This is a genomic window from Seonamhaeicola algicola (assembly GCF_007997385.1).
Lineage (GTDB): Bacteria > Bacteroidota > Bacteroidia > Flavobacteriales > Flavobacteriaceae > Seonamhaeicola > Seonamhaeicola algicola.
In genome coordinates this window covers 170724-197404 of sequence record NZ_VOSC01000025.1, presented here as the reverse complement: position 1 = coordinate 197404, position 26681 = coordinate 170724, and the positions used below count along the sequence as shown (strand labels likewise).

Sequence of the window (26681 nt, the reverse complement as noted above, 5' to 3'; positions counted from 1 at the left end):
TTTATTTAGTTTGAGGTTTGTAGTGCCTTTGGTTTTACCATTTGTGGTTTGCCATTTACACAAATATTGAGTGCGTTACCGTTTACCATTTCGAAACTGGTTTCGGTTTGTGTAACATTCACTTTTATAATGTGATTTCTAAAATTCACTTTAAACGAAAATGCTTCCCATTGTTCTGGAATTTTTGGCTCAAAATGAAGCGTATTATCTTTTACACGCATACCACCAAAACCTTCAACAATGCTCATCCATGTGCCCGCCATACTTGTAATATGTAAGCCTTCATGAACTTCTTTATTATAATCATCTAGATCTAACCTTGAGGTTCTTAAATAGAAAGTGTAAGCTTGTTCCATTCTGCCTAATTTTGCAGCTTGAATACTATGAACACATGGCGAAAGAGAGCTTTCGTGTACTGTATAAGGCTCGTAAAAATCGAAATGACGCTGTAAATCTTCTGTAGAAAACTTATCTTCAAAAAAGTAAAACCCTTGTAATACATCGGCCTGTTTTATGTAAGGCGAACGTAAAATTTTATCCCAAGACCAATGTTGGTTTATGGGGCGTTCTTCTTTTGGTAAATTATTTACAGTAATTAATTCTTTATCTAGAAAACCATCTTGTTGTAAAAATACATTATGTTTCTCTGAATATGGAAAATACATATTATCTGCAACTGCTTTCCATAAGGCAATTTCAGATTTTGTAAGTTTTACTTTTTCTGCAATTCTTACAAAATCATCGTTGTATTTTGAGTCTACAATATCTAAATTTTCTAGCGTATAATTAATACACCATTGCGCCAAATAGTTAGTATACCAATTGTTGTTTACGTTGTTTTCGTATTCATTTGGCCCTGTTACCCCTAGAATAACGTATTTATTTTTTTCGTTTGAAAAATTAGCACGTTGATGCCAAAAACGAGCAATACCAATTAAAACTTCCAATCCTTTTTCTGGAATATAACTGTAGTCTCCCGTGTAACGATGGTAATTATAAATAGCAAAAGCTATGGCCCCGTTACGGTGAATTTCTTCAAAAGTAATTTCCCATTCGTTGTGGCATTCCTCACCATTCATGGTTACCATTGGGTATAATGCTGCGCCATTTTTGAAACCTAATTTTTCAGCATTTTCAATAGCTCTATCTAAATGATTGTATCTGTATTCAAGTAAAGTTTTTGCAACACTTTGATCTTTAGTTGCCATGTAAAAGGGTATGCAATAGGCTTCGGTATCCCAGTAAGTGCTTCCGCCATATTTTTCACCTGTAAACCCTTTAGGCCCAATATTTAATCTAGAATCTGTACCTAAATACGTTTGGTTTAATTGAAAAATATTAAAACGAATACCCTGTTGTGCTTTTACATCGCCGCTAATAGTAATATCGGCACGTTCCCATATGTTGGCCCAAGCCGCCTTTTGGTCGTTTAAAAGCGTATTGAAACCTAAAGTTTGTGCCTTCTCTAAAACTTGTTTTGCAGCTGAAATTAAGGCCTTTTTATCGTGATTTCTATCTACTGTATATCCTGCGTATTTGTTTATAGTGCAGGTTTCGCCTTGCTTTACATTGAGCTTATATAAAAATGTAATTTTATTTGTTTCGGTTGTAAGTGAAGGTGCTACGTTTAATACTTTTTCGTTTACACTAATTTGAGACTGCATGAAGGTACACACATGAAAATCTGTTTTCATGGTTCTTGCCTCAATAAATGCTTGTTCACCTTGACTGCTTACGTTTAAAACATCCCAAAAGGTATCATCCCAATTGGTATCTTTATTTGTAATACCATTATCTAAATAAGGTTTAAAAACAACCTCAACATCGGCATTTAAAGGTGTAACATTATATTTAATAGCACCTAATTCGTCTATTGATAAACTTAAAAAGCGAAGACTTTCTACCTTTACTTTTATGTTGTTTGGCATGGTTGCCGTAAACGATCTAGCTAACCAGCCCTCTTTCATGTTTAACTCGCGTTTAAAACCTTCAATGTTAGTACAAGTATTTAAATCTAGAGTTTCACCATTAATTTCAACACCTATCCCTATCCAATTTGGTGCATTTAACACTTTTGCAAAATACTCTGGATAGCCGTTTTTCCACCAGCCTACACGGGTTTTATCTGGATAATAAACACCAGCAATATAACTACCTTGGAAGGTTTGCCCCGAATAGCTTTCTTCAAAATTAGCACGTTGCCCCATGGCGCCGTTACCAATACTAAACAAACTTTCTGAAGCCTCTACTCTACTAGCATCAAAACCTTCTTCTATGATAGACCAGCTATTTGGTTTTATATAATCTTGATTCATTTTTCTTTCAATTTAATGTCATTAACGTTTCAAAAAAACGTTCTGAAATTTCAGTTAAGTTGTTTACGTTATAATCTGCTTTATGTAGTGTTTTCTTATCGCCCACACCTATAGCAAACATACCTGCATTTTTAGCGGCTTCAATACCAGCAATGGCATCTTCAAAAACCACACAATGCTCTGGTTTTATATGCATTTTTTCGGCACCTAATAAAAACACCTCAGGATCTGGCTTTGCTTTAGTTACACTATTACCATCTACAATAGCTGCAAACCTGTTGTACAAGCCAACTTGCTTTAAAATTAATGGTGCGTTTTTACTTGCAGAACCTAATACGTATTTTATGCCTGCTTCATCTAAATAGTTTAGTAGTTTATTCACACCAGGTAGAATTTCATCTGCTGTCATTTTTGTAATAAACTCTAAATAATCTTCATTTTTACTTACCAAAAAGGCTTGTTTTTGTGCTTCAGTAATGGTTTTGTTACCAACCTCTAAAAGAATTTCTAAAGAACGTACTCTACTTACGCCCTTTAAAAGCTCATTATGGGTTTCGGTAAACTCAAAACCTAAACTATCGGCTAATTTTTTCCAAGCTAAAAAGTGGTATTTGGCAGTATCTACTATAACGCCATCTAAATCGAATATTACACCTATATTACTCATTTTGTGTTTGATATGATATGGCAGATTTATTGATTATTAAAAAGTTACATAAACCTGCTACAATTAAACTCATTCCTGCAACTAGCATTGCATTTATTGCTTCTTCACCTAATAATCCTGAAATAAAATTTATTCCACCCAAAGCTGCTATAATTTGTGGTATAACTATAAACATGTTAAATATGCCCATAAACATGCCCATTTTTTTGGGGTCTACAGAGCTTGATAACATGGCATAAGGCATAGATAATATGCTGCCCCATGAAATACCAATAAGTACAAAGCAATATTTTAAGTGATCGGGATTATTTATAAAATACATTAATATAAACCCTAAACCACCTAACATGAGTGATACCATGTGTACGTATTTACGGTTTATTGTTCGTTTTGATGTGTAAAAGGTTAACAACAAGGCAAAAGCCATAGATGACAACCCGTAAATACCCATTGCAGACCCTACTAAATTAGACGCCTTTTGAAACGCCGTATTAGCCACATTGAAGGCTTCTTTTTCAGTTATATTTTCCATGTTAAAATTAGCTTCAACGGGTGCAGGCGCATTAAATACATGCTCTGTTAATGCAGGATTAGCTAAACTCCACATGGTAAAAAAAGCAAACCATGAAAAAAACTGAATAACACCAAGACGTTTCATTGTTTTTGGCATTTTTCCAATATTTTCAGTAATATCTTTTATGAATCTACCTTTTTGTTCTTTTTCCTTTTGAAATGCTTTTAGGTCTTCTGGAGGATATTCGCTTGTAGTAAAAATGGTGTACAATACACTTAATAGAAAAACAAAGCCGCCAATAGCAAAGGCTACTTTAACTGACATAGGAACAACGCCTTGTGGAGCCGCATCGCTATAACCAAGTTGCGACACCATCCATGGTAAATTACTAGCCACCCAAGTACCAATACCAATTATTAAAGTTTGCACAACAAAACCGTACGACCTTTGTGATTCTGGCAACTTATCGGCCACCAATGCTCTAAAAGGCTCCATAGATATGTTTATAGACGCATCTAACACCCATAAAAACCCTGCGGCTACCCATAATGCAGGCGAATGCGGTACAAAAAATAAAGCTATTGAACTTAAAACAGCTCCAATTAAAAAGTATGGTCTGCGTCTACCAAGTTTAGAATGCCACGTTCTGTCACTTAAATACCCAACAATAGGCTGAACTAGCAAACCTGTTAAAGGTGCAGCAATCCAGAGTAATGGGATATCATCATGATTAGCTCCTAATGTTTGAAAAATGCGAGACATAAAGCCTCCTTGTAGTGCGAAACCAAATTGTATTCCTAAGAAACCGAAACTCATATTCCAAATTTCCCAGAAACTTAACTTACGCTTTTCCATTAAATAGTATGTTTAAATTAATACTATTTGATAAGCGATATGTACTTATCAAAACTTATGTGAGAAGTGAAAATATAAGTTTTGAATTTGGCTCAAAGATATGTAAAAGTTTTTAAACTATTACAAAAAAAAATTATTTAGTAGATTCTCTTTCAATGATTTCTGTTTCAATCACCAACTTTATAAAATCTTTTTTAGGCTCATTATTAGCCAAATACGAGGGCTTATCATAATCCATAGCCTCTAATCTATCTATTAATAAATTGGCCGATTGCTCTCCTATTTTTTGTCCATGTTGGCTTACCGTTGTTAAACTTGGCGTAGCGTGTTTAGACAAAACACCATCTGTAAAACCAATAACTTGCATATCTTCTGGAATACTTAAACCTAATTTTCGGGCAACTTTCATGGCTGTAACTGCATACAACTCATTTACAGCAAACAAACCATCAATTTTAGGATTGGTTTTAAAAAATTGTTCAATTTCATTTTCTAAAACTTCAATATGATTTTCAACATCTAACGTATCATCAATTTTTAAAATTAAGTTAGGGTTTGCCTCAATATTATTACTCTTTAAAGCCTCTAAATACCCTTGTGTTCTTAACCTTCCAACGCTTATATAATCCATGGTTGTTATAAGCGCTATATTTTTGCATTTGTTTACAATAAGTTTTTCTGTAGCTTTAACAGCACCTTTAAAATCATCTACAATTACTTTATCGCAATCTACCTCATCAACAACTCTATCAAACATAACAATTGGAATTCCTTGATCTATAGTAGCGTTAAAATGATGATAATCTTGCTTAAGCATTGTTTCTTTTGAAATAGAGAGAATAAACCCATCTATACTACCGCCAGCAAGCATTTCCATGTTTATAATTTCTTTGGTAAACGACTCGTTAGAAAGCCCAACAATTACATTATAACCACGCCTGTTAGCTACACGCTCAATACCACGAATTACCGTAGAAAAAAAGTGATGAACAATTTCTGGTATTAAAATACCTATAGTTTTTGTTTTTCGGTTTTTTAAACTTAAAGCAATGTTATTTGGCCTGTAGTTGTATAATTTTGCGAAAGCTTGTATTTTTTGCTTAGTATCTTCGCTAATTTCTTTGCTATCACTCAACGCTTTTGAAACTGTGGAAACTGATACATCTAACTCTTTTGCTATTTGTTTTAGTGTAATTTTTCTTTTCATTTAGTGTAAAAAGTACAATTTAGTTGTTAAAGTAAAGGTACACAAAAACAACATGTTAACAACAATCAAAATATATGAAATAAGCAAAATAAAGCCTTTAAAATAAAAAGTTGTTAACACGAAAACGTTTTCGATGAATATTTCGTAATTATAAATTATTTGTTTACAATTTCTTTACATAGTTTTATTCTCGAGAAGTGAAAATATACTCAAGACTAACTAAAAGACATTAATTTAAAAATTATTGTATGAAAACAACAATGAATGGGTTACTCCTTTTTTTGTTTTTTGTGCCAATAAGTTTATTTGCACAAAATATTGTTAAAGGAACAGTAACTGAAAAATCAACAGCCATTCCGCTTCCAGGGGTAAATGTTGTAATTAAAAATTCTACAACAGGTACATCAACAGATTTTGACGGGCAATACCAATTACAAGCCAAAAAAGGCGATGTTTTAGTATTCTCTTATGTTGGCTACTTACCAATAGAAATTCCTTTTACAGGACAATCAACAATAAATGTTGAAATGGCCGAAGACGCCGCATTACTTGATGAAATTGTGGTAATAGGTTACGGTTCTACAACCAAAAAAGATGCCACAGGCTCAGTTGAAGCCATAACCTCAGAAGATTTCACAAGAGGTAATATAGTAACGCCTGAAAACCTTTTAAGTGGTAGAATTTCTGGTGTTAGTATTAATACTAGTGGTGCTCCTGGATCAGGGTCTCAAATTAGAATTCGTGGTGGCTCTTCTATTAACGCATCAAATGATCCGTTAATTATTATTGATGGTTTACCAATTACTAACGACTCTAACCGTGGGTCTCGTGGTATTTTGGCTAGTATTAACCCCAATGACATTGACTCTTTCTCGGTATTAAAAGATGCTTCTGCTACAGCTATTTATGGTTCTAGAGCAGCAAATGGTGTTATTATTATTGTAACCAAAAAAGGCAAATCTACTTTTAGCGCTACTTTAGATTCGCAATATAGCTTTGGCGAATTAACCGACAGAATTAACGTTTTTAGCGCTAACGATTTTAGAAGTTTAGTAGCATCGCAACCTATAAATGGTTCAAACTTAGATGAAACGTTATTAGGTAACGCTAACACAAATTGGCAAGACGAAATTTTTAGAAACACTGTTTCTTCTCAGCATAATTTATCTTTACAAGGATCTTTATTTAAAGCCATTCCTACTAGATTTTCTTTCGGAATAACAAATCAAGAAGGCGCAATTACAACTTCTGAATTTGAACGTAGAAATTTAGGCTTAGCCTTAAACCCAAGCCTTTTTGATGATCATTTAAAAATTAACTTAAACGCAAACTTATCATTTGAAGATAACCGTTTTGCAGACTCTGGGCAAATTGGTGCAGCTTTACGCTATGACCCAACACAACCAGTGTATGACCCAACATCGCCGTTTGGTGGTTTTTATCAACACCGTAACGGAAACACTCTTTTAAATGGTACGACAAACCCAGTAGCATCATTATTACAAACTAATAACCAAGGTGATTCAAACAGAGCTTACGGTAATTTAAATTTAGATTATAAATTTCATTTCTTACCAGAGCTAAAAGCTGTTTTAAATATTGGTTATGATGAAACTGAAACAAAAGAAATACAAAGAACATCTGCCTTAGTAGCTACTAATGATGATGTTAGAGGTAATGTTTTTGATAGATTTGAAAAAAGAACCAACGAGTTATTTGATGGTTATTTAAACTACTCAAAAGAGTTTAATAAAGTACGCTCTGAGTTTACTGCTGGTTACTCATATCAAAAATTCACTTTTAAAGGTAATAATACAGGGAACCGATTAGACCCAAACAGTGCGCCAGATACTTACGCAGATCCTAACGTGGTTTTAATTGGCTTTTTTGGTAGAGCTAACTTAACCTTTGCCGATAAGTACTTATTAACACTTACTTACAGACGTGATGGATCATCAAGATTTAGCGAAGAAAACCGTTGGGGTAATTTCCCTGCAGCTGCCTTAGCTTGGAATATTAGCGATGAAGATTTCTTAAAAAACTCAAACGTTATTTCAAACTTAAAGTTAAGAGCTGGTTATGGTATAACAGGGCAACAAGAAGTATCTCAAAAAGATATCTTTTTAAACCGCTACCGTGGTGGTAACCCTAACTCACAATACCAATTTGGTAACACTGTTATTCAGTCTTTAATTGCTTCTGAAATTAATCCAGATTTAAAATGGGAAGAAACAACTACTTTTGAATTTGGTGTAGATTATGGTTTATTTGACAATAAGTTATCAGGATCATTAAACGTTTTCCAAAAAAACTCAAAAGATTTATTATTTGAAGCATCTGTGGCCGATGGCGCAAACTTTTCAAACAACGTTATTCAAAACATTGGTGAGTTACGCATACAAGGTTTAGAGTTTTCTTTAAATGCCGATGTTGTTAAACAAGAAGATTTTAATGTAAACGTAAACTTTAACGCTACATTTTTAGATAGAGAAATTACAGATTTAGCCTTAGGGCAAGACGTAAGAACCGGTGGTATTGCGGGCGGTACAGGTAATAACATTCAAATGCACAGAATTGGCGAAGCGCCCAATTCATTTAGCGTTTACAAACAACTTTATGATACTGCAGGAAACCCAATTGAAGGGGCTTATGCAGATCTTAACGGTGATAATGTTATTAATGATGATGACCGCTACATTAAAGAAAACCCAGGTGCCGATGTTATTTTAGGTTTCCAATCTAACATTAACTACAAAAACTTCGATTTATCTTTTAACATGCGTGCCAACTTAGGCAACTATGTATACAACAACGTAAACTCATCTAGAGCACAATTAGGTCAATTACAAGACAATGCTGTTTTAGGTAATGTACCAACTTCTGTGCTTAACACTAATTTCCAACGAACTTCAGATGTTATTACTTCAGATTTATATTTAGAAGATGCTTCATTCTTAAAAATGGACAACATTACATTAGGCTACACATTCAACAACATTTCTAAAAAACTAAAAAGTATTAGACTTTGGGGTGGTGTACAAAATGTATTTGTTATTACAAACTACACTGGCTTAGACCCTGAAGTTACAGGAACAGACCCAGGTATAGACAACTTAATTTACCCAAGACCAAGAACCATTTTGGCTGGAGCTAATTTTAAATTTTAAAAAAATTAACTATGAAAACAAGATTTAAAATACACAAAGCACTTGGTTTTATATTCTTATGTGTTGTAACGCTAACAGCTTGTACAGACGATTTAGATATAACTCCAAACGACGACCAAACAACACTTAGTAACGATTTGTACGCCAACGAAGGTGCTTACAAACAAGTACTTGCAGGCATATACGCAAACTTAGCACTTACTGGAACAGACGGACCTGAAAGCTCTAACTTAGATGGTATTGATGCCGGTACTAGCCAATTTGGGCGCGTACTTCTATACACACAAACCTTGGCTGCAGATCAAATGATATGGTCTTACGAAAATGACCCTGGAACCAGAGAAATCCAAAGAAACATCTGGACAGCGCAAAACCCATTATTACTTGGTATGTTTAGTAGAGCGCACCTATCAGTTGCTTTAGCTAATGATTTTTTAAGAGAAACTACTGATGCTAAATTAGACAGCAGAAATGTTTCAACTGCAGTTAGAAATCAAATACCTGCTTACAGAGCCGAAGCCAGATTAATGCGTGCTATGGCCTACTATTATTTAATGGATTTATTTGGGCAAGCAAACTTTACCACTGAAAACGATGCTTTAAACACCCAACCAATTGCTTATGGCAGAACAGAATTATTCAACTTTATTGAATCTGAATTATTAGCCATTGAAGCAGATTTAGTGGATGCTAAACAAAATGAATACGGGCGCGCAGACAAAGCTGTTGCTTACATGCTTTTAGCTAAAATTTATTTAAATGCTGAAGTTTACGTAAACGAAAACAGATATAACGATTGTGTAACATATTGTGAAAAAGTTATTAGTGGCGGCTTTACTTTAGCCACAAATTACCTACACAATTTTATGGCAGATAACAATTCAAACTCTGCAGTAAATGAAATTATTTTTCCAATAATTTCTGATGGTCTTACAACACAAAACTATGGCCCAACAACTGTTATGGTTAACGGTTCTGTTGGTAGTATTGAACAAAACGGTGCTGAAGTTGGTGTTACTGAAGGCGGTTGGGGCGGTGCCCTAAGAGTACGCAAGCAGTTTGCTCAGTTATTTGAAGGACCTTTTGCTGATGATGATAGAAACACCATTATTTCTGAAGGTAGATCAATTGATATTAATGATATTTCTGATAGAGATAGCGGTTATATCATTCAAAAATATTCAAATGCAACCACAACAGGTAGCTTTGGTATAGACTTAACATTTGTTGATACTGATTTCCCTTTATTTAGATTAGCCGATGTATACCTAATGTATGCTGAAGCTCATTTAAGAGGCGGAGGCGGAAGCGCTTCAACAGCATTAGATTACTTAAATGCTTTAAGAATTAGAGCAAATAATCCTGCTGTATTAACCGCTGGCGAAATGACTTTAGATTATATTTTAGATGAACGAGCAAGAGAGTTACACTGGGAAGCTCACAGAAGACAAGACTTAATTAGATACGGCAGATTTACTGGCGGAAATTACAATTGGGCCTGGAAAGGTAATGGTAGCAATGGTATTTCATTAGCATCACACTTAAACCTATATCCTATACCAACTGCTAGTTTAGCTTCAAACCCTAATCTTACTCAAAATCCAGGATATTAATATTAAAAATTTAAAATGATGAAAAATTTAAAACAATTTTCAGCAGTTAGTATCATTGGTTTGGTTATGCTATTCTTTGCAACATCTTGTGATGATACTACTGATACATTTAACATAACAGACCCTTCTGCACCAATTTTAGCAGATTTAAATTTTACAGAATTAGAGCTAGACCCTGTTAATACAGGAAACCCAGCCGTAACGCTTAATTGGTCTGAGTCTGATTACGGCCAACAAACAGCCGTAAACTACGCCATAGAGTTTTCAAAAGATGAAGCTTTTACAACAACTGAAGTTGCTGCAACTATTACTGGCCAAACAGCTTTAACATTATCTGTTGGCGAAATAAACACAGCTGCAGGTAACGCTGGTTTAAATCCGTTTACTTGGGCTACATTATATGCAAGAGTAGTAGCTTCACTTGGCACACAACAAAGTGAACCTATTACATCAAACACTGTTAGTTTTGAAGTATATCCGTATTTCAACTACACTTTTAATGATTATATTTTAGTAGGAGACGCTACTGCACCAGGGTGGAATAATAACAATAATAACCCACCACTATTTAGAGATGAAAGCAACAGCAGCGTATATTACTATACAGGTAAATTTGCAGAAAACGGTCACTTTAAAGTATTACAAGAAAAAGGATTATGGCAACCACAATGGGGAACAGATGATGGCAGTACAGTAGGTGCAAACTTAGGAAGCGGCGATGACCCAGAAAGATTCCCTTATGGCGGTGGCGATGGTATTCCAGAAGGCTTTTACACCTTTACCATTAACTTTTCAAGTAACACGTTTACTTTTGAACCTTTTGATGCCTCGGGTATTACTAGTCCTACTTCATTAACTATTGAGGGTTCTAGTGTTGCTAACACAGCATTAACACCTTTAGCTTTTGATGGCCATATTTGGTATGCCAACGGTGTACGTTTAACTCCAGGCGAAGTATCTTTTATGGCAGATGGAAATACTTGGGGAAGCACAACGGCATTCTCTGGAGTTGCTACAAATGGCGGTGGTGCAATACCTGTACCAGTAGAAGATGATTATGATATTTGGTTTAATGATTTAACAGGTCGTTACATTCTTATTCCTTTAAACCTATAATTAATTTAAACTAAAAGACATGAAATATTTTATTAATAAAATAAGCTTTCTTTTGCTGTTTTCAGCATTTATTTTCACCGCGTGTGAAACCGAAGAAAGCCTAACTATAATAGAACCAGAACCACAGTTTGTTTTAAACACACCAGGAATAAGTAGTGTATTTTTAAATTACAGTTTACCAGATAATCCTGCGTTTACAATAACATGGAATGATGAAATTTACGGTGGTAATTACACCGTAGAAATGGCAACCGATGCAGATTTTTTAACGCCCGTAACATTAGGAACTACAGACAAAAACAATTTCTCAATGACCGTTTCTGAGCTAAACAATGCCATTAGAAATGCAGGCGTAACCACTTTTAGAGATGTACCTGTTTACATGCGTGTTTTAGCAGGTAATGCAGTATCAAATAATATTTTATTGCTTGTTACTAGCTACCCTACTGATGCGCCTGAAATTACAAGTCCTACCGCAAGTGACGCCATTGTTTTATCAATAGATACTGTTAATGATACTGCACTTACAGTTACTTGGGCTGATGCTGTTTTAAACTCAACATTAGGTTTAGAAATAACCTATACTGTTGAAGCAGCTGTTGCAAACACAGACTTTGCATCACCTGTTTTAGTTGGCACAATTGTTAATGATGATTCTATCACATCAACTCATGCCGATTTAAACGCTGCTGCCTTAGGTATTGGTTTAACACCTGCCGAAGTGAATAATATGGAAATTAGAGTAATAGCTAGAAATACAAACGAAAACGGTAATACTTTAGAAAGAATATCAGAGTCTGTAATCTTTTCTATAACACCTTATAGTGTATCATTCCCTAACTTATATTTTGTAGGCGATGCCACAAATCCAGGTTGGAATCCTGATAATAATAACACACCTGTTTTTAGAGATCAAGATACGCCAAACGCTTACGTTTACACGGGTTATTTTAACGCAGGTGCTTTCAAATTAATTGAAGTTATTGGGCAATGGCAGCCACAATGGGGCACAAATGATGGCTCTACATTAGCCGTCAACCCAGGTGGTGGTTCAGATCCTGGAACTTTTAACGTTTCTGCTGCTGGCTACTACACATATACTTTTACAACTGTTGGTGAGTCTGGTAGTTTTAGTGTTGAAACTTATGATGCTTCAAGCGCTACAACATACACTGCAATGGGTATTATTGGCAACGCTATTGGCGGATGGGGTGATGCTGATGAAGTGAACTTTACACAACCAGACATGAATAATCCGCATATTTGGAATGCTCAAAATGTAACATTTACTGAGGGTGAAGAATTCTTAATTAGAGCAAATGACGCTTGGAGCGATGTTTGGAGATATACGGGCTCAACAGAATTACATGGTACTGCACTTTTAGCAGGTAGTGGAGATAATTTTGTATTTAATGCTCCAACGGGTAGTTACAATGTTTGGTTTAATGATTTAGACGGAAGTTACATTATAATACCTAATTAATAACACCACAGAAACTAATAAAAAGGCTGATTAATTCAGCCTTTTTATGTCTTAAACTATAAATTATGAAGAAGCTTTTTGGCCTTATTTTACTATTATTATCTATAACGGTAAACGCCCAAGTATCTACCGCTCCAACAATACCTACTGCTTCTGATGCTATAACCATAACGTTTAATGCTGTTGGCACTGGTTTAGAGGGTTACACTGGCGATGTCTATGCGCACACAGGTGTTTTAACAACTAACTCAACAAGTCAATCCGATTGGAAACATGTTATTGGTTCATGGGGCAATAATGCTACACAACCTAAGCTAACACGCTTAGGGGCTAATAGTTATGAACTTGTTATAACTCCAAACATAGCCTCATTTTACGGTTCTGGATCAGAGGTTGTTACAGACATTGCTTTGGTTTTTAGAAACAGCGCAGGAAACGCACAAACAAACCCTGACATTTTTATAAAAATATACGCTAACGGTTTAAATATTGCTCTTACAAACCCATCAGATGAAGCTGTTTTTAATGTAAACGACAATGTTAACATTACTGCAGAGTCTAGCATAAATGCCAATTTAAATTTAAAGGTTAACAACAGTACAATACAAACTGCAACAAACGCCACAACCATTTCATCTAATTACACATTTACCTCACCAGGAAATTACACCATTGAGGCTGTTGCTTCTCAAAATTCTGAAACAAAGACTGATGTTATTTCAGTATTTGTAAAAACACCAACTCAAAATGAATCAATTCCCCCTAATTTAGAAAATGGAGTTAATATTAATAACAATGGTTCTGTAACATTTGTATTGCAAGCACCATTTAAAAATGATGTTTTCATTATAGGAGATTTCAATAATTGGTCGTTAAACGCTGCGTATCAAATGAAAAAAGATAACGATACTTTTTGGCTAACGGTTAATGGTTTAGATGCTGACACCGAGTTTGCATACCAATATTTTATTGATTATAGTTTGAAAGTTGCCGATCCGTATGCGAAAAAAATCCTAGACCCAGATGACGATCCATACATACCAAACACAACATACCCAAACTTAAAAGCATACCCAACTGGCTTAGCAACGGGTAATGTATCTACCTTTAAAATAAACCCTACACCTTATACATGGCAAAACACTACTTTTACTAAACCCAACAAAGAAAACTTAATAGTTTACGAAATGCTCATAAGAGATTTCACTGAAAACGATTCTTTCATTGAAGCCATGACGCATTTAGATTATCTTGAAACACTTGGTGTTAACGCCATAGAATTAATGCCCATTAGTGAGTTTGAAGGAAACGATAGCTGGGGCTACAACCCTTCGTTTCACGGTGCATTAGATAAAGCTTATGGCACCCAAAACCATTTCAAATCGTTTGTTGATGCTTGCCATAGCCGAGGTATTGCCGTAATTTTAGATGTAGTTTATAACCATGCCTTTGGGCAAAGTCCTTTAGCTCAAATGTATTGGGATAGCGCTAATAATAAACCTGCCACTAACAATCCATGGTTAAACCCTGATGCTAAACATCCGTTTAACGTAGGTTATGATTTTAATCATGAAAGCCAATACACTAAAACATTTGTAAAGCAAACTTTAAAATATTGGATTGAAGAGTTTAAAGTTGATGGCTTTAGGTTTGATTTATCAAAAGGATTCACGCAAACAAATAACCCAAGTAATGTAGGAGCTTGGAGCAGTCAGGATAACTCCAGAATTGCCATTCTTCAAGATTACGCCAATTATATTTGGAACAACGTATCAACTGATGCTTATTTAATTTTAGAACATTTTGCTAATAACTCTGAAGAAACCATTCTTGCTAATTACGGGTTTATGCTTTGGGGCAATTTAAACCATAGTTTTAACCAAAACACTATGGGTTTTAGCACCGATGCTGATATATCTTGGTTATCATACCAAAATAGAGGTTGGAGTAACCCGCATATTGTTGGCTATATGGAAAGCCATGACGAAGAACGTTTAATGGTAAGAAACATAGCCTACGGAAATTCAAATGGTAGCTATAACACAAAACAACTTAGCACTGCTTTAGATAGAATTGAAGCTGCTACAGCTATTTTTTACAGCATTCCTGGTCCAAAAATGCTATGGCAATTTGGTGAATTAGGTTATGATAAAAGTATAAATTGTGAAAGCAATATTAATGATAGCTCTTGCAGATTAGACAGAAAACCTGTTGCATGGACTTTAGGTTATGATACCAACACAAACAGAATGGATGTGTATAATGTTACCGCTAAAATGATTAACCTAAAAAAACAATATCCATCTACTTTTAATACAGATAATTTCAGCATGAGCGTAAGCGGATTATTAAAACGCGTAAACTTGTATGATAACGTTGGTAATTTAGACGCTGTAGTTATTGCAAACTTTAATGTAACCGCACAAACTATAAACCCTAATTTCCCTAATACAGGTACTTGGTATGATGCATTTACTGAAACATCAATTAATGTAACCAGCCCAACCGCAGGCATTACATTACAACCTGGAGAATACAGATTGTACACCCAAACCGCTAGTTTAAATAATTCAAAATTTGAATTATCTGAAACAGTAAAGGTTTACCCAAACCCAACTCAAAATACATTTTCAATAAATAAAAATATAAATGAATTACATATTTACACTACCACTGGTAAGTTGGTAAAATCGTTTAAAGGCAACTTTTCTAAAGGGTTTGCTTTTGATATTTCAACACTACCACAAAGTATATATGTAGTAAAAACCAATAGTGTTTTGGAAACGCCACAAGCGTTTAAAATTATTAAACTATAGTTTAGTTTTTCATAGTTGTTTAGTTGTAAAAAAAAGCTTCTCAAAATTGAGAAGCTTTTTTAATACTATAATATTTGAAAACTGTTTAGTTTCCTTTTTTATAATCTTCTAAAAATTTAGCTAAACCAATATCAGTTAATGGGTGCTTTAATAAACCTGTAATTGATTTTAATGGCCCAGTCATTACATCACTTCCTAATTTAGCACAATCAATTACATGCATTGTGTGACGGATTGATGCTGCTAAAATTTGCGTATTGAATTGATAGTTATCATAAATTTGACGAATTTCTGCAATTAGGTTTAAACCATCAGTTGAAATATCATCTAATCTACCCAAAAAAGGCGATACATACGTAGCACCTGCTTTAGCAGCTAACAATGCTTGTCCTGCTGAAAACACTAATGTTACGTTAGTTCTAATACCTTTATCTGAAAAATACTTACATGCTTTAATACCATCAGCAATTAAAGGTAATTTTACCACAATTTGTGGGTGTAAAGCAGCTAACGCTTCACCTTCTTTTACCATACCTTCAAAATCTGTTGATATTACTTCGGCACTTACATCACCATCAACAATTTCACAAATCTTCACATAATGGTTTAAGATGTTTTGTTCACCTGTAATACCTTCTTTAGCCATTAATGATGGGTTTGTAGTTACACCATCTAAAATACCTAGTGCTTGCGCTTCAGCAATTTCATCAAGGTTGGCAGTGTCTATAAAAAATTTCATAGTTTTTAGTTTTGTTTATTATTGAATAGTGTTTAAGTACGCTAATACATTTTCACTTACCTGTTGGCCAGTGAAACCAAATTTTTCATCTAGCACGCCTGCTGGTGCAGAATAGCCAAAGTGCTCTAAACCAAACACTTTACCGTTGGCACCTACTAAAGCTTCTAAGTTAACTGGTAATCCTGCTGTTAAGCCAAATTTAGGTTTATTAGAAGGAATTACAAGCTCTTGGTATGCTTTTGGTTGGTTTCTAAATACACCTTCAGAAATTACTGAAGCAATACTTACTTTTAAATTATTTTCAGTTTCTAAAATTTCGGCAGCAGCAATTAACGTTGATACTTCTGATCCGTTTGCAACAAGTACAACATCAGGATTTTCTACTTCTTTCACTAAATACCCACCTTTTTCAGCCGCCAAAGCCTCTTCATATCTAGATGCACCAATTGCTGGTACGTCTTTAATACCTTGTCTTGATAATATTAAACCTGTTGGCGTACCGGTGTTTTCCATAGCCATTTTCCATGCAACTGATGTTTCAGCAGAATCTGCAGGACGTAAAGCTAAGAAACTCATGTTTCCTTTATGGTTTTTAAGTTTTTCTAGTAATCTTATTTGTGCTTCTTGTTCAATTGGTTGGTGTGTTGGGCCATCTTCACCTACTCTAAAGGCATCATGCGTCCATACATATTTTACTGGTAATTCTTGTAAAGCACTTAACCTAATTGCTGGTTTCATATAATCTGAAAACACAAAAAATGTTGCTACTACAGGAATTACACCACCGTGTAAAGCAATACCATTTGCAATACAAGCCATGGTTAATTCGGCAACACCTGCTTGTAAAAATGATCCGTTAAAGTTTCCTTTTTGAAGCGCAGATGTCTTGTTTAAAAAACCATCTGTTTTATCTGAGTTTGATAAATCTGCTGAAGACACAATCATGTTTTCAACATTTTCAGCTAAATATGCTAACACGTTTGATGATGCAGCTCTAGTTGCTAAACCATCTTTATGTGAAATAGATTCAAAATCTAATTCAGGTAACGCTCCTGATAAAAAGAAATCTAATTTATCAGCCAATGCTGTATTTTCTTTTTTCCAAGCGTTAATAGCTTCTTTTTTCTTAGCTGCAGCAGCTGTTTTAGCAGTAATTACATCTTTATAATAATTAGCCACATTAGCATAAATATCAAACGGATTATCTAAATCTGCACCTAAGTTTAATAGTGTTTTTGCGTAATCTGCACCTGTTGCTCCAATTGGCTTACCGTGTAATTCACAGCGGCCTTCATACATAGTGCCATCGGCAGCTACACAACCTTTACCCATTATTGTTTTACCAATTATAAGGGTTGGTTTTTCGGTTTGGTTATTAGCATCGGTTAATGCTTTTCTAATTTCGTCATGGTTATGAGCATCAATAGTTACAACATGCCATCCCCATGATTCGTATTTCATAGCAGTATCTTCAGTAGTAACCTCATCAGTTGATGTTGATAATTGAATATCATTAGAATCAAAAAACATAATAAAGTTACTTAACCCTAAATGCCCTGCAATTCTACCAGCACCCTGCGATATTTCTTCTTGAATACCACCATCAGAAATAAATCCGTAAACTTTATGGTTCATCCAATCTCCAAAGCGTGCTTGTAAAAATTTTGCAGCAATGGCGGCACCTACACCCATAGTATGACCTTGGCCTAATGGGCCTGATGTATTTTCAATACCTCTTTCAAAATCAACTTCTGGGTGCCCTGGTGTAATAGAACCCCATTGTCTGAAATTAGCAATATCTTCTTTTTTATAGTTACCTAAAAGGTAATATTGTGCATACATTAAAGTAGATAAATGACCCGCATCCATAAAAAAACGGTCTCTAAATGGCCAAGTCATATCTGTTGGATCATAGTTAAAAAACTCAGAGTACAGTATGTGCATAAAATCTGCACCGCCCATTGGGCCTCCTGGGTGTCCTGAATTTGCTTTTTCTACCATTGCTACAGCTAAAGCTCTTATATTATCGGCCGCTTGCTGGTCTATTTGTTTATTCATTTTAATGTATGGTTAATTTACTATTTACTAACTCGTATTAATTTGTTTTTAACTAACTTAAATTTGAAAAGAATCAAGTTTTATTAGCTATAAAAATATTTTTTGCAAATATATAATCTTTAATTAGTTGAGGTGGCAAAAACACAATAATTTCATGAAAAAACACGAAACTGTTTACGTTGGGTTTTTTACACATAAAAAAAGCCTTTCAGTTTCCTGAAAGGCTTTCTCGTTGTACAGGCGGAGAGACTCGAACTCTCACACCTTGCGGCACTAGATCCTAAGTCTAGCGTGTCTACCAATTCCACCACGCCTGCAACTTTCCTACTTTACTATCGTAAAATCGGGATGCAAATATAATCAATAGTTTTAAATTGCAAACTTCTTAAGTAAAAAAACATTCTTTTTTATACATTTGATTCTTAAAAATCATTTTATGAATACAATAAAAACATATATAAAAGACCATAAACAGCGTTTTTTAGACGAACTTTTTCAACTTATTAAAATACCATCAATAAGCGCAGATTCTGCTTATAAAAATGATGTTTTAAAAACTGCCGAGGTTATAAAAACAAGTTTAGAACAAGCTGGGTGCGACACTGTTGAAGTTTGCCAAACCGAAGGCTACCCCATTGTTTATGGCGAAAAAATAATAGACAAAAACTTACCAACCGTTTTAGTTTACGGGCATTACGATGTACAACCACCAGACCCCGTTGAACTTTGGGATTCGCCACCTTTTGAACCCGTTATAAAAACAACAGAAAAACACCCCGAAGGCGCCATTTTTGCCAGAGGTGCTTGCGATGACAAAGGCCAAATGTTTATGCACGTAAAAGCCCTTGAATACATGACCACAACCAACCAATTACCGTGCAATGTTAAGTTTATGATTGAAGGCGAAGAAGAAGTTGGTAGCAAAAGCCTTGGCACGTTTGTAAAAAACAACAAAGAAAAACTTGCAAACGATGTTATTTTAATTTCTGATACCGGTATGATTGCTAATAACACACCATCAATAACCACAGGTATTAGAGGCTTAAGCTATGTTGAAGTTGAAATAACGGGCCCAAACCGCGATTTACACTCTGGTTTATACGGTGGTGCCGTTGCTAATCCTATAAATATTTTAACAAAAATGATTGCTTCTTTGCATGATGAAAACAATCATATAACCATTCCTGGTTTTTATGATAACGTTGAAGAATTATCAAAAGAAGAGCGTACAGAAATGGCCAAAGCACCATTTTCTTTAGAAAACTATCAAACAGCATTAGATATTGAAGCTGTTTACGGTGAAAAAGGCTACACCACAAACGAACGCAATTCTATAAGACCAACTTTAGATGTTAATGGTATTTGGGGTGGTTACATAGGTGAAGGCGCAAAAACCGTAATACCAAGTAAAGCCTATGCAAAAATCTCAATGCGTTTAGTACCTAATCAAGATTGGGCTGAAATTACTAAACTTTTTAAAACCCACTTTGAAAGCATAGCACCAAAAGGCGTAAAAGTAAACGTTAAACCACACCACGGTGGCAATGGTTATGTAACACCACTAAACAGCATTGGGTACCAAGCAGCTAGTAAAGCATATGCCGAAACTTTTGGCAAAACACCCATACCACAACGTAGCGGTGGTAGCATACCAATTGTAGCCTTGTTTGAAGAAGAACTTAAAAGTAAAACCATACTTATGGGCTTTGGGCTAGATAGTGATGCCATACACTCGCCAAACGAGCATTTTGGTGTATGGAATTACCTAAAAGGTATTGAAACCATACCGTATTTTTATAAACATTTCACAGCATTATCTAAATAAAATTTGGGTGTTCCCAATAAGGTGTTTATAATTGGTAACACCTTATTGGGCGCGCTTTCCGTTATATCTTTTTTTGCCACTTATTAAAGCAAAAAAAGGATGCCACTACAATCACTAACACAATGAAAAGCACACATTTAAAAAACGTCCTAGAACTAAGTTTTGCCACATTTTTAATTAGTACCGCTGCAGTTTTAGGTAAATACATTCAAATGCCAGCAGCCATTATAATTTGGTGGCGTGCTTTTATTGCATTATTGGTACTTTACGTATTTTGCAAGTACAAAAAAATAACGTTTAAATTTAGTTCATTTACAGATAAAGCCGTAATAATTTTAAGCGCCTTATTTTTAGCTGCTCATTGGATAACATATTTTCATTCAATAAAAGTTTCAAACGTATCAATTGGCATGTTATCACTTTATACGTTTCCTGCCATTACCTCTATTTTAGAACCTATTTTTACAGATACTAAATTTGATAAAGCACATTTACCTTTGGCGCTTTTAGTACTCATAGGTATTTATGTTTTAGCACCAGAATTCAACCTTCAAAATTCCGATTTTATTGGTGTTATCTGGGGCCTTATTTCAGCAGTATTATTCACCTTAAGAAACATTCTACTAAAAAAAAGAGCTCAAAAATACAATGGCACTATGCTAATGACGTATCAACTCATTGTTGTAACCATAATATTATCGCCAGTGCTTTATTTCTTTGATACTTCGGGCATAAAAACACAATACCCATATATTATTTTATTAGCGCTATTTGCCACTGCCATTGGGCATTCTCTTTTTCTAAAAAGTTTAAAACATTTCTCGGCAAGTACGGCCAGTATTATTTTAAGCACACAGCCCATTTTTGGTATAATTTTGGCGTTTTTATTTTTAAACGAAATACCTTCACCAAACACTTATATTGGCGGTGCTTTAATTTTAACTACTGTAATTATTGAAAGCATAAGAAGCAAGAAACAAGCCAACTAACAAAAAAATATTTTTTTGAAGTAAAAGGATTGTTAAATAATTATTTAATAATATTTATTACTTACATTTATTGCCTTTTTTAACAAGTATACATGATAAAAGGCAATGAAGAAGACATACTACTACTCCTATTTAAACAATTTAAATCAGGAAACGAAAAAGCGTTTGAGTTTTTTTTCAATAAACACTACAGCCATATTTTAGGCTTTTGTATTCAGTTTATATATGATGAAAGTGATGCTAAAAACATTACGCAAGAAGCCTTTTTAAACCTTTGGGAACACCGCAAAAACATAAAAAAACCTAAAGGCATTGAAACCTATTTGTATACCTATGCTAAATCTAAATGCTTAAATGCCATTAGGCATAATAAGGTGAAAGAAAAATACAAAAACCACACTTTAAACAAAAAGGAACAAACCATTAATTTAGAGGTTTTAAAATCTATGGAGTTTGACACTTTATCACTCAATGAATTACAAGCACTTATAGACAAATCTTTAAACGAACTACCTAAAAAAACAAAAACCATTTTTATTAAAAAGCGTTTTGATAATAAAAAAAACAGTGAAATTGCTAAAGAACTTGGCATTAGTATAAAAACTGTTGAATCTCACATGACAACAGCATTAAAAGTACTTAGGGTTAAGTTAGCCTCATACCTTTCTTCTTTGTTTTAAACTTCATTTAACACAGGTTTTACAAAAAAATCAAAATTTTTTATAGGGTTACTTCAACCTTAAGGGTACTTATTATATCATGCCATTTAGAAGAACACATTAATCTTCTAATAAAAACCAATACAACTAAGCATTTTTAACATGAATAAAAAGTTAATTTACAAATACTTAAACAACAAAGCTTCAGAAACTGAAATCCAAAAAATTTACAACTGGATAGAAACTTCTGAAAACAATAAGCAAGAATTTATTGCTCTTAAAAAAGCATGGGCAATGGCGCCTGCCGAAAACTTAACTAGTAAAACAATTGCTTTAAAACAATTACAAGCAAAAATTAAAAAGAAACCAACATTTACAACACAAACAATACTTAAATATGCAGCTGCTGTTGTGTTATTAATTTCAGTAAGTTTTTATTTTAAAAACCACTACAGCAACACCCCTATTGAAAATGAAGTGGTACTAGAACTTGGTAATGGCAATACCCAAAAACTTACAAACACCACTACAAACAAAGTAATAACAGATACAGAAGGACATGTTTTAGGCAAACAACAAGCAAACCAAATTGTTTACACTAATACAGAACCCATAACAAATAATGCAACATACAACACGCTTAAAGTTCCTTACGGAAAAACATTTAGAGTAGTTCTTTCTGACAGTACTATTGTTCACTTAAACGCTGGAAGCACACTTAAATACCCAGTGCAATTTGCCGGATTAAACAACAGAAAAGTAACACTAACAGGTGAGGCTTTTTTTGAAGTAACCAAAGATAAAGCACACCCATTTATAGTAGAAACAAATAATATAAACATTGAAGTTTTAGGTACAAAATTCAACCTAAGCACATATAACAACGATGATTTTGCTCACTGCGAACTCATGGAGGGTGCCGTATTAGTTTCTGAAACTAACAACCCTAAAAACACCATGCATTTAGCACCAAACCTGCAAGCTAAATGGAGCAAAACAACAAAAACATTTAAACTTAATACCATTGATATAAACAACCACATTTCATGGATCCATGGAGAACTTATTTTTAAAAACATGCCGTTTCCTGAAATGCTAAAAAAACTTGAACGTGCCTATAACGTTACAATAACCAACAATAGCAAAACATTAGCCCAACAACAATTTACGGGCTCTGTAAATGTAAAAGATGATGTTACCAATATTTTAAACCTTTTAAAAATTGACACCCCTTTTAACTATAGCATAAAAAACAAGACTATAAAAATTACACAACCTCATTAATTCATTAATGTATATGACAATAACTATCCCTAACCACTTAATTAAAAAACTAATAACCGTTACGCTCTTTTTATGTTGCTTAAACGGGTTTTCACAAAATAAAAAGCTAACTCTTAATTACAACAAAGAACCCTTAAGCAACATACTAAAGTATATTGAAAAAGAAACCAACTACCGTTTTATTTATAACACAAAAAAAATTGATGGTAGCAAAAAAATAAGTGTTTCAACAGAAAATAAAACACTAACCGAAACACTAAAAGCGCTATTTATAAACACAAACATTGCGTTTATAATAAACAACAATCAAGTTTTACTTACTACAAAAAACACACAAACTAACGCCATTACACCTCAGCAAATACAAGAACGTTTGGTAAAAGGCACTGTAAAAAGTACAGCAGATAACTTTCCCTTACCAGGCGCCACCATAAAAATTAAAGGCACAGCCAAAGGCGCCATTACCAATTTAGATGGCCAATTTACATACTTACTAAAAGGCGCAGATATTAGTAACACCATTTTTGAAGTGTCTTACTTAGGTATGAAAACCCAAGATGTTTTGGTGGGAAACCAATCAAATTTCACTATTTATTTAAAAGAAGATGCTGATAACTTAGAGCAAGTAGTTATAACAACTTCATACGGTACAGAAAAATTAAAAGAAGAGGTAGTTGGAAGTATTTCTACAATAAACGCTAATGATATACCAAAAGAGCAAGCAGTTGAAAGTATAGATAAAATGATTGAAGGGCAAATGGCAGGTGTTTTGGTTGAAAACACATCAGGTGTTGGTACACCGGTAAAAATAAATATTCGTGGCCAAGGTAGTTTAAGTCCTTTAGGAAACGCAGTTTTAGGCACCTCAACACAGCCCTTAATTATAATTGATGGTATTATATTAACTGAAGAATCTGGAATAGATAGTTCTTTTTTTGATGGTAGTGGTAGTTTCGCTGAAGACTTATCAAATCCGCTTGCTCAAATATCACCAGAAAACATTGAAAGTATATCTGTTTTAAAAGATGCTGCCGCAGTAAGTATTTATGGTGCAGATGGTGCCAATGGCGTTATTATAATTACTACAAAAAAAGGAAAATTAGGAAGCCCTAAATTTGAATTCTCAACACAATTAGGTATTTCTTCAGCCATTAATCAAATTCAATATTTAAACGGCGAGCAATACCATGAATTAAGAAACGAATACCTAAAAAACACATCAATAGGCTATACACCAACACCTTATAATGGCGTTAACACAAATTGGTTTGACCTTTTAAATAACACAGGTGTTTTTAAAAGTTACAACTTTAACGTTTCTGGAGCTACAGAAACATTTTCTTATAGAACAAGTATAAGCTACAAAGATATTGAAGAACCGCAATTAGGCAACAATACTAAGCAACTTAACGGAAGTATAAATTTAGGGTACAAAAAAAATAAATTTGATGTTAGTGTAGCTTTAAACCCTAGTTATATAAAAAAAGATGCTCCAAACATTTATTACAGTTACGCCTTTGTTCCTACACTGTCTCCATATAATGAAGATGGCTCATATGCCAATGTTGGCGTACTGGGTTTAGGCAACCCACTAGCAGCTATTGAGCAAAATAAAAATGTAGCTAATACATACAGTATGTTAGGAAGTTTAAGAGCTGCTTATCAAATATCAAGCGCTATTAAAGTATCATCATTGTTTGGTTTATCATATTCAAACAAAGACCAAGACCGTTATTTTTCTGGTGCTAATGAAAGCGGAAGGTTTAGTGGAACTTTTACACTTAACGGCATAACCTACCCTAATTGGGGTATGCGTTTACTAAACGAAAGAAATACTACAAAATGGAACTGGCAGGGGCAAGCTTCATTTAACAAACAAATAAATGAACACCACAACATTGACGGTATTTTAGGTATTGAGCTAGCTGAAGATAAAGTAGATTTTAATTACACAAGTGGTCGTGGTTTTACAAAACCAAATGTGGTAAACCCAATTTCTAATGCCATAAGAGATGACAACCCAAGCACACCATCTGACGAAACTTTTGACAGCCAAAGCTTTAAAGATGATATTAGTTACAACTCTAGAGTTTCATATTTTTCTCAAATAAATTACAACTATAAAAAACGCTACTTTTTTTTAGGAAACTTTAGAAGAGACGAAAGTTCGGTTTTTGGTGATGATACTAATATAGCTTACAATGGTGGTGCTGGTATTAGCTGGATTGCCAGTAACGAAAACTTTTTAAGTAATAGTAGTTGGATAAACTTTTTAAAACTAAAACTAAGTTACGGTACAACCGGAAACTCTAGAATTGGCTCATACCGCTCAAAAGGGCTTTATAACATCTTTGATTTTGGGTATAATGGTACGCCTTATGCAACACCATCAACAGCTCCAAACGGCAACTTAAGCTGGGAAAAAAACACCAAGTTTAACGCTGGCATAGATTTTAATGTTTTTAATACTGTAAACTTATCTGTAGAATATTATCATGATGACATAACAGACTTAATTACAAGCAGAAACATTCCTTCGGAAACCGGGTATACTTCAGTTCAACTAAATGCTGCTAGTATGTATAATAAAGGTTTAGAAGTTTCAACACGTGTAAAATGGATAAATTCTGAAAAATTTAAATGGTCAACTTCTTTTAATATTTCAACCTTAAATAGCGAAGTAACAGATCTTGTAGGTTTAGGCGATGCCTTTTCTACTTCTGAGCGTGCTTTGGCTCAAAAAATTGGCCATAGCACATCAACTATTTGGGGTATTAACTGGGTTGGTATAGACCCCGCAACTGGTAGAGATTTACTTGAAAAAGACGGCCAAATATATGATGCAGCTACCTACAACTCATTATTTGATGCTGATGATTGGGTACCAATTGGCGATAGCCAACCAGATGCTTTTGGTGGTTTTAGTAACACTATTTCTATTAACAATAGTATTGATTTTTCGGTGAGAGCTTCATTTCAAATTGGTGGCGATTATTTAGCACAAGATGAGCTTATTTCAAAATACAATATAACATCAAACAGAAACTTATCTGTTAACGCATATGATTATTGGCGCCAACAAGGTGATGTTGCACTTCAACCTGTTGTAACCAGTAATAATCCGCCTCTTTCAAATTTAAGTAAGCATTTATATGACGCTACATACTTAAAAATTAACAATATTAATTTACGTTACCGTTTTCCGCATAACAGCATTCCCTTTTTAAAAACCCTAAGTGCATTTATTGATGTATCAAATGTTGCGTATTGGTATAAAGACAAAAGCCCAAGTAACAGAAACGGTATTAGAGAATTTAGGTTTACTTACCCACAAGCCAGAACCATTTCATTTGGTATTAACGGAAAATTTTAAA

General features: G+C 34.2%; 16 protein-coding genes and 1 tRNA gene. 10 read left to right on the top strand and 7 right to left on the bottom strand.

The window, feature by feature from the left end:
* Nucleotides 1-5: 5 nt before the first annotated feature.
* The 4 genes from FUA26_RS09560 to FUA26_RS09545 form a co-directional block, all read right to left on the bottom strand.
* A complete protein-coding gene (locus FUA26_RS09560; protein WP_147135015.1) occupies nucleotides 6-2315 on the bottom strand; it encodes a glycoside hydrolase family 65 protein in 2310 nt (769 codons plus the stop codon).
* Nucleotides 2316-2322: 7 nt separating this feature from the next.
* Nucleotides 2323-2982 carry a beta-phosphoglucomutase gene (gene pgmB / locus FUA26_RS09555; protein ID WP_147135012.1) on the bottom strand — a complete coding sequence of 220 codons (660 nt, stop codon included), beginning with the start codon at nucleotides 2980-2982 and terminating at the stop codon, nucleotides 2323-2325.
* Complete coding sequence (locus tag FUA26_RS09550) at nucleotides 2975-4351, bottom strand: MFS transporter (protein ID WP_147135009.1); 1377 nt, start codon at nucleotides 4349-4351, stop codon at nucleotides 2975-2977. Before FUA26_RS09550 ends, pgmB begins: the two co-directional genes overlap by 8 nt.
* Before the next feature lie 133 nt (nucleotides 4352-4484).
* Entirely contained in the window at nucleotides 4485-5558 is a 1074-nt protein-coding gene (locus tag FUA26_RS09545; RefSeq protein WP_147135006.1) for a LacI family DNA-binding transcriptional regulator, read from the bottom strand.
* A gap of 248 nt (nucleotides 5559-5806) precedes the next feature.
* On the opposite strand from FUA26_RS09545, the gene FUA26_RS09540 reads away from it, so the two are divergent.
* From FUA26_RS09540 to FUA26_RS09520, 5 genes are all read left to right on the top strand, one after another.
* Nucleotides 5807-8725 (top strand): SusC/RagA family TonB-linked outer membrane protein, encoded by a 2919-nt coding sequence (locus tag FUA26_RS09540; RefSeq protein ID WP_147135003.1) that lies wholly within the window; start codon nucleotides 5807-5809, stop codon nucleotides 8723-8725.
* A gap of 11 nt (nucleotides 8726-8736) precedes the next feature.
* A complete protein-coding gene (locus tag FUA26_RS09535; RefSeq protein WP_147135000.1) occupies nucleotides 8737-10338 on the top strand; it encodes a RagB/SusD family nutrient uptake outer membrane protein in 1602 nt (533 codons plus the stop codon).
* Between the two features lie 15 nt (nucleotides 10339-10353).
* Nucleotides 10354-11454 carry a SusE domain-containing protein gene (locus FUA26_RS09530; RefSeq protein WP_147134997.1) on the top strand — a complete coding sequence of 367 codons (1101 nt, stop codon included), beginning with the start codon at nucleotides 10354-10356 and terminating at the stop codon, nucleotides 11452-11454.
* A gap of 19 nt (nucleotides 11455-11473) precedes the next feature.
* Nucleotides 11474-12937: a SusE domain-containing protein gene (locus FUA26_RS09525; RefSeq protein ID WP_147134995.1), complete on the top strand. Its 1464-nt coding sequence runs from the start codon at nucleotides 11474-11476 to the stop codon at nucleotides 12935-12937.
* 65 nt (nucleotides 12938-13002) lie between these two features.
* Nucleotides 13003-15753, top strand: a complete 2751-nt coding sequence (locus FUA26_RS09520; RefSeq protein ID WP_147134992.1) for an alpha-amylase family glycosyl hydrolase — start codon at nucleotides 13003-13005, stop codon at nucleotides 15751-15753.
* An 85-nt stretch (nucleotides 15754-15838) separates the two neighbouring features.
* Here FUA26_RS09520 and fsa read toward each other — a convergent pair whose 3' ends face one another.
* The 3 genes from fsa to FUA26_RS09505 all read right to left on the bottom strand — a co-directional run bounded on the left by fsa (nucleotide 15839) and on the right by FUA26_RS09505 (nucleotide 18867).
* Nucleotides 15839-16492 (bottom strand): fructose-6-phosphate aldolase, encoded by a 654-nt coding sequence (gene fsa / locus FUA26_RS09515; RefSeq protein ID WP_147134989.1) that lies wholly within the window; start codon nucleotides 16490-16492, stop codon nucleotides 15839-15841.
* A gap of 18 nt (nucleotides 16493-16510) precedes the next feature.
* Nucleotides 16511-18550, bottom strand: coding sequence for a transketolase family protein (locus FUA26_RS09510; protein WP_147134986.1), 2040 nt, complete (start codon nucleotides 18548-18550; stop codon nucleotides 16511-16513).
* A gap of 235 nt (nucleotides 18551-18785) precedes the next feature.
* Nucleotides 18786-18867: transfer RNA gene (locus FUA26_RS09505), tRNA-Leu, on the bottom strand.
* A gap of 119 nt (nucleotides 18868-18986) precedes the next feature.
* On the opposite strand from FUA26_RS09505, the gene FUA26_RS09500 reads away from it, so the two are divergent.
* From FUA26_RS09500 to FUA26_RS09480, 5 genes are all read left to right on the top strand, one after another.
* Entirely contained in the window at nucleotides 18987-20375 is a 1389-nt protein-coding gene (locus FUA26_RS09500; RefSeq protein ID WP_147134983.1) for a dipeptidase, read from the top strand.
* A 122-nt stretch (nucleotides 20376-20497) separates the two neighbouring features.
* A complete protein-coding gene (locus tag FUA26_RS09495; protein WP_147134981.1) occupies nucleotides 20498-21364 on the top strand; it encodes a DMT family transporter in 867 nt (288 codons plus the stop codon).
* Nucleotides 21365-21456: 92 nt separating this feature from the next.
* Nucleotides 21457-22044 carry an RNA polymerase sigma-70 factor gene (locus FUA26_RS09490; protein ID WP_147134978.1) on the top strand — a complete coding sequence of 196 codons (588 nt, stop codon included), beginning with the start codon at nucleotides 21457-21459 and terminating at the stop codon, nucleotides 22042-22044.
* Nucleotides 22045-22185: 141 nt separating this feature from the next.
* On the top strand, nucleotides 22186-23307 hold the full coding sequence (locus tag FUA26_RS09485; protein WP_147134976.1) for a FecR family protein: 1122 nt from the start codon (nucleotides 22186-22188) through the stop codon (nucleotides 23305-23307).
* Between the two features lie 13 nt (nucleotides 23308-23320).
* The gene (locus tag FUA26_RS09480) at nucleotides 23321-26680 is read left to right on the top strand and encodes a SusC/RagA family TonB-linked outer membrane protein (RefSeq protein ID WP_147134973.1); all 3360 of its coding nucleotides are present in this window, start codon (nucleotides 23321-23323) and stop codon (nucleotides 26678-26680) included.
* Nucleotide 26681: the final 1 nt, after the last annotated feature.

Coding starts and splice junctions, on each gene's coding strand:
- FUA26_RS09560 (WP_147135015.1), bottom strand. CDS start 2,315: ATGAATCAAGATTATATAAAACCAAATAGCTGGTCTATCATAGAAGAA.
- pgmB (WP_147135012.1), bottom strand. CDS start 2,982: ATGAGTAATATAGGTGTAATATTCGATTTAGATGGCGTTATAGTAGAT.
- FUA26_RS09550 (WP_147135009.1), bottom strand. CDS start 4,351: ATGGAAAAGCGTAAGTTAAGTTTCTGGGAAATTTGGAATATGAGTTTC.
- FUA26_RS09545 (WP_147135006.1), bottom strand. CDS start 5,558: ATGAAAAGAAAAATTACACTAAAACAAATAGCAAAAGAGTTAGATGTA.
- FUA26_RS09540 (WP_147135003.1), top strand. CDS start 5,807: ATGAAAACAACAATGAATGGGTTACTCCTTTTTTTGTTTTTTGTGCCA.
- FUA26_RS09535 (WP_147135000.1), top strand. CDS start 8,737: ATGAAAACAAGATTTAAAATACACAAAGCACTTGGTTTTATATTCTTA.
- FUA26_RS09530 (WP_147134997.1), top strand. CDS start 10,354: ATGATGAAAAATTTAAAACAATTTTCAGCAGTTAGTATCATTGGTTTG.
- FUA26_RS09525 (WP_147134995.1), top strand. CDS start 11,474: ATGAAATATTTTATTAATAAAATAAGCTTTCTTTTGCTGTTTTCAGCA.
- FUA26_RS09520 (WP_147134992.1), top strand. CDS start 13,003: ATGAAGAAGCTTTTTGGCCTTATTTTACTATTATTATCTATAACGGTA.
- fsa (WP_147134989.1), bottom strand. CDS start 16,492: ATGAAATTTTTTATAGACACTGCCAACCTTGATGAAATTGCTGAAGCG.
- FUA26_RS09510 (WP_147134986.1), bottom strand. CDS start 18,550: ATGAATAAACAAATAGACCAGCAAGCGGCCGATAATATAAGAGCTTTA.
- FUA26_RS09500 (WP_147134983.1), top strand. CDS start 18,987: ATGAATACAATAAAAACATATATAAAAGACCATAAACAGCGTTTTTTA.
- FUA26_RS09495 (WP_147134981.1), top strand. CDS start 20,498: ATGAAAAGCACACATTTAAAAAACGTCCTAGAACTAAGTTTTGCCACA.
- FUA26_RS09490 (WP_147134978.1), top strand. CDS start 21,457: ATGATAAAAGGCAATGAAGAAGACATACTACTACTCCTATTTAAACAA.
- FUA26_RS09485 (WP_147134976.1), top strand. CDS start 22,186: ATGAATAAAAAGTTAATTTACAAATACTTAAACAACAAAGCTTCAGAA.
- FUA26_RS09480 (WP_147134973.1), top strand. CDS start 23,321: ATGACAATAACTATCCCTAACCACTTAATTAAAAAACTAATAACCGTT.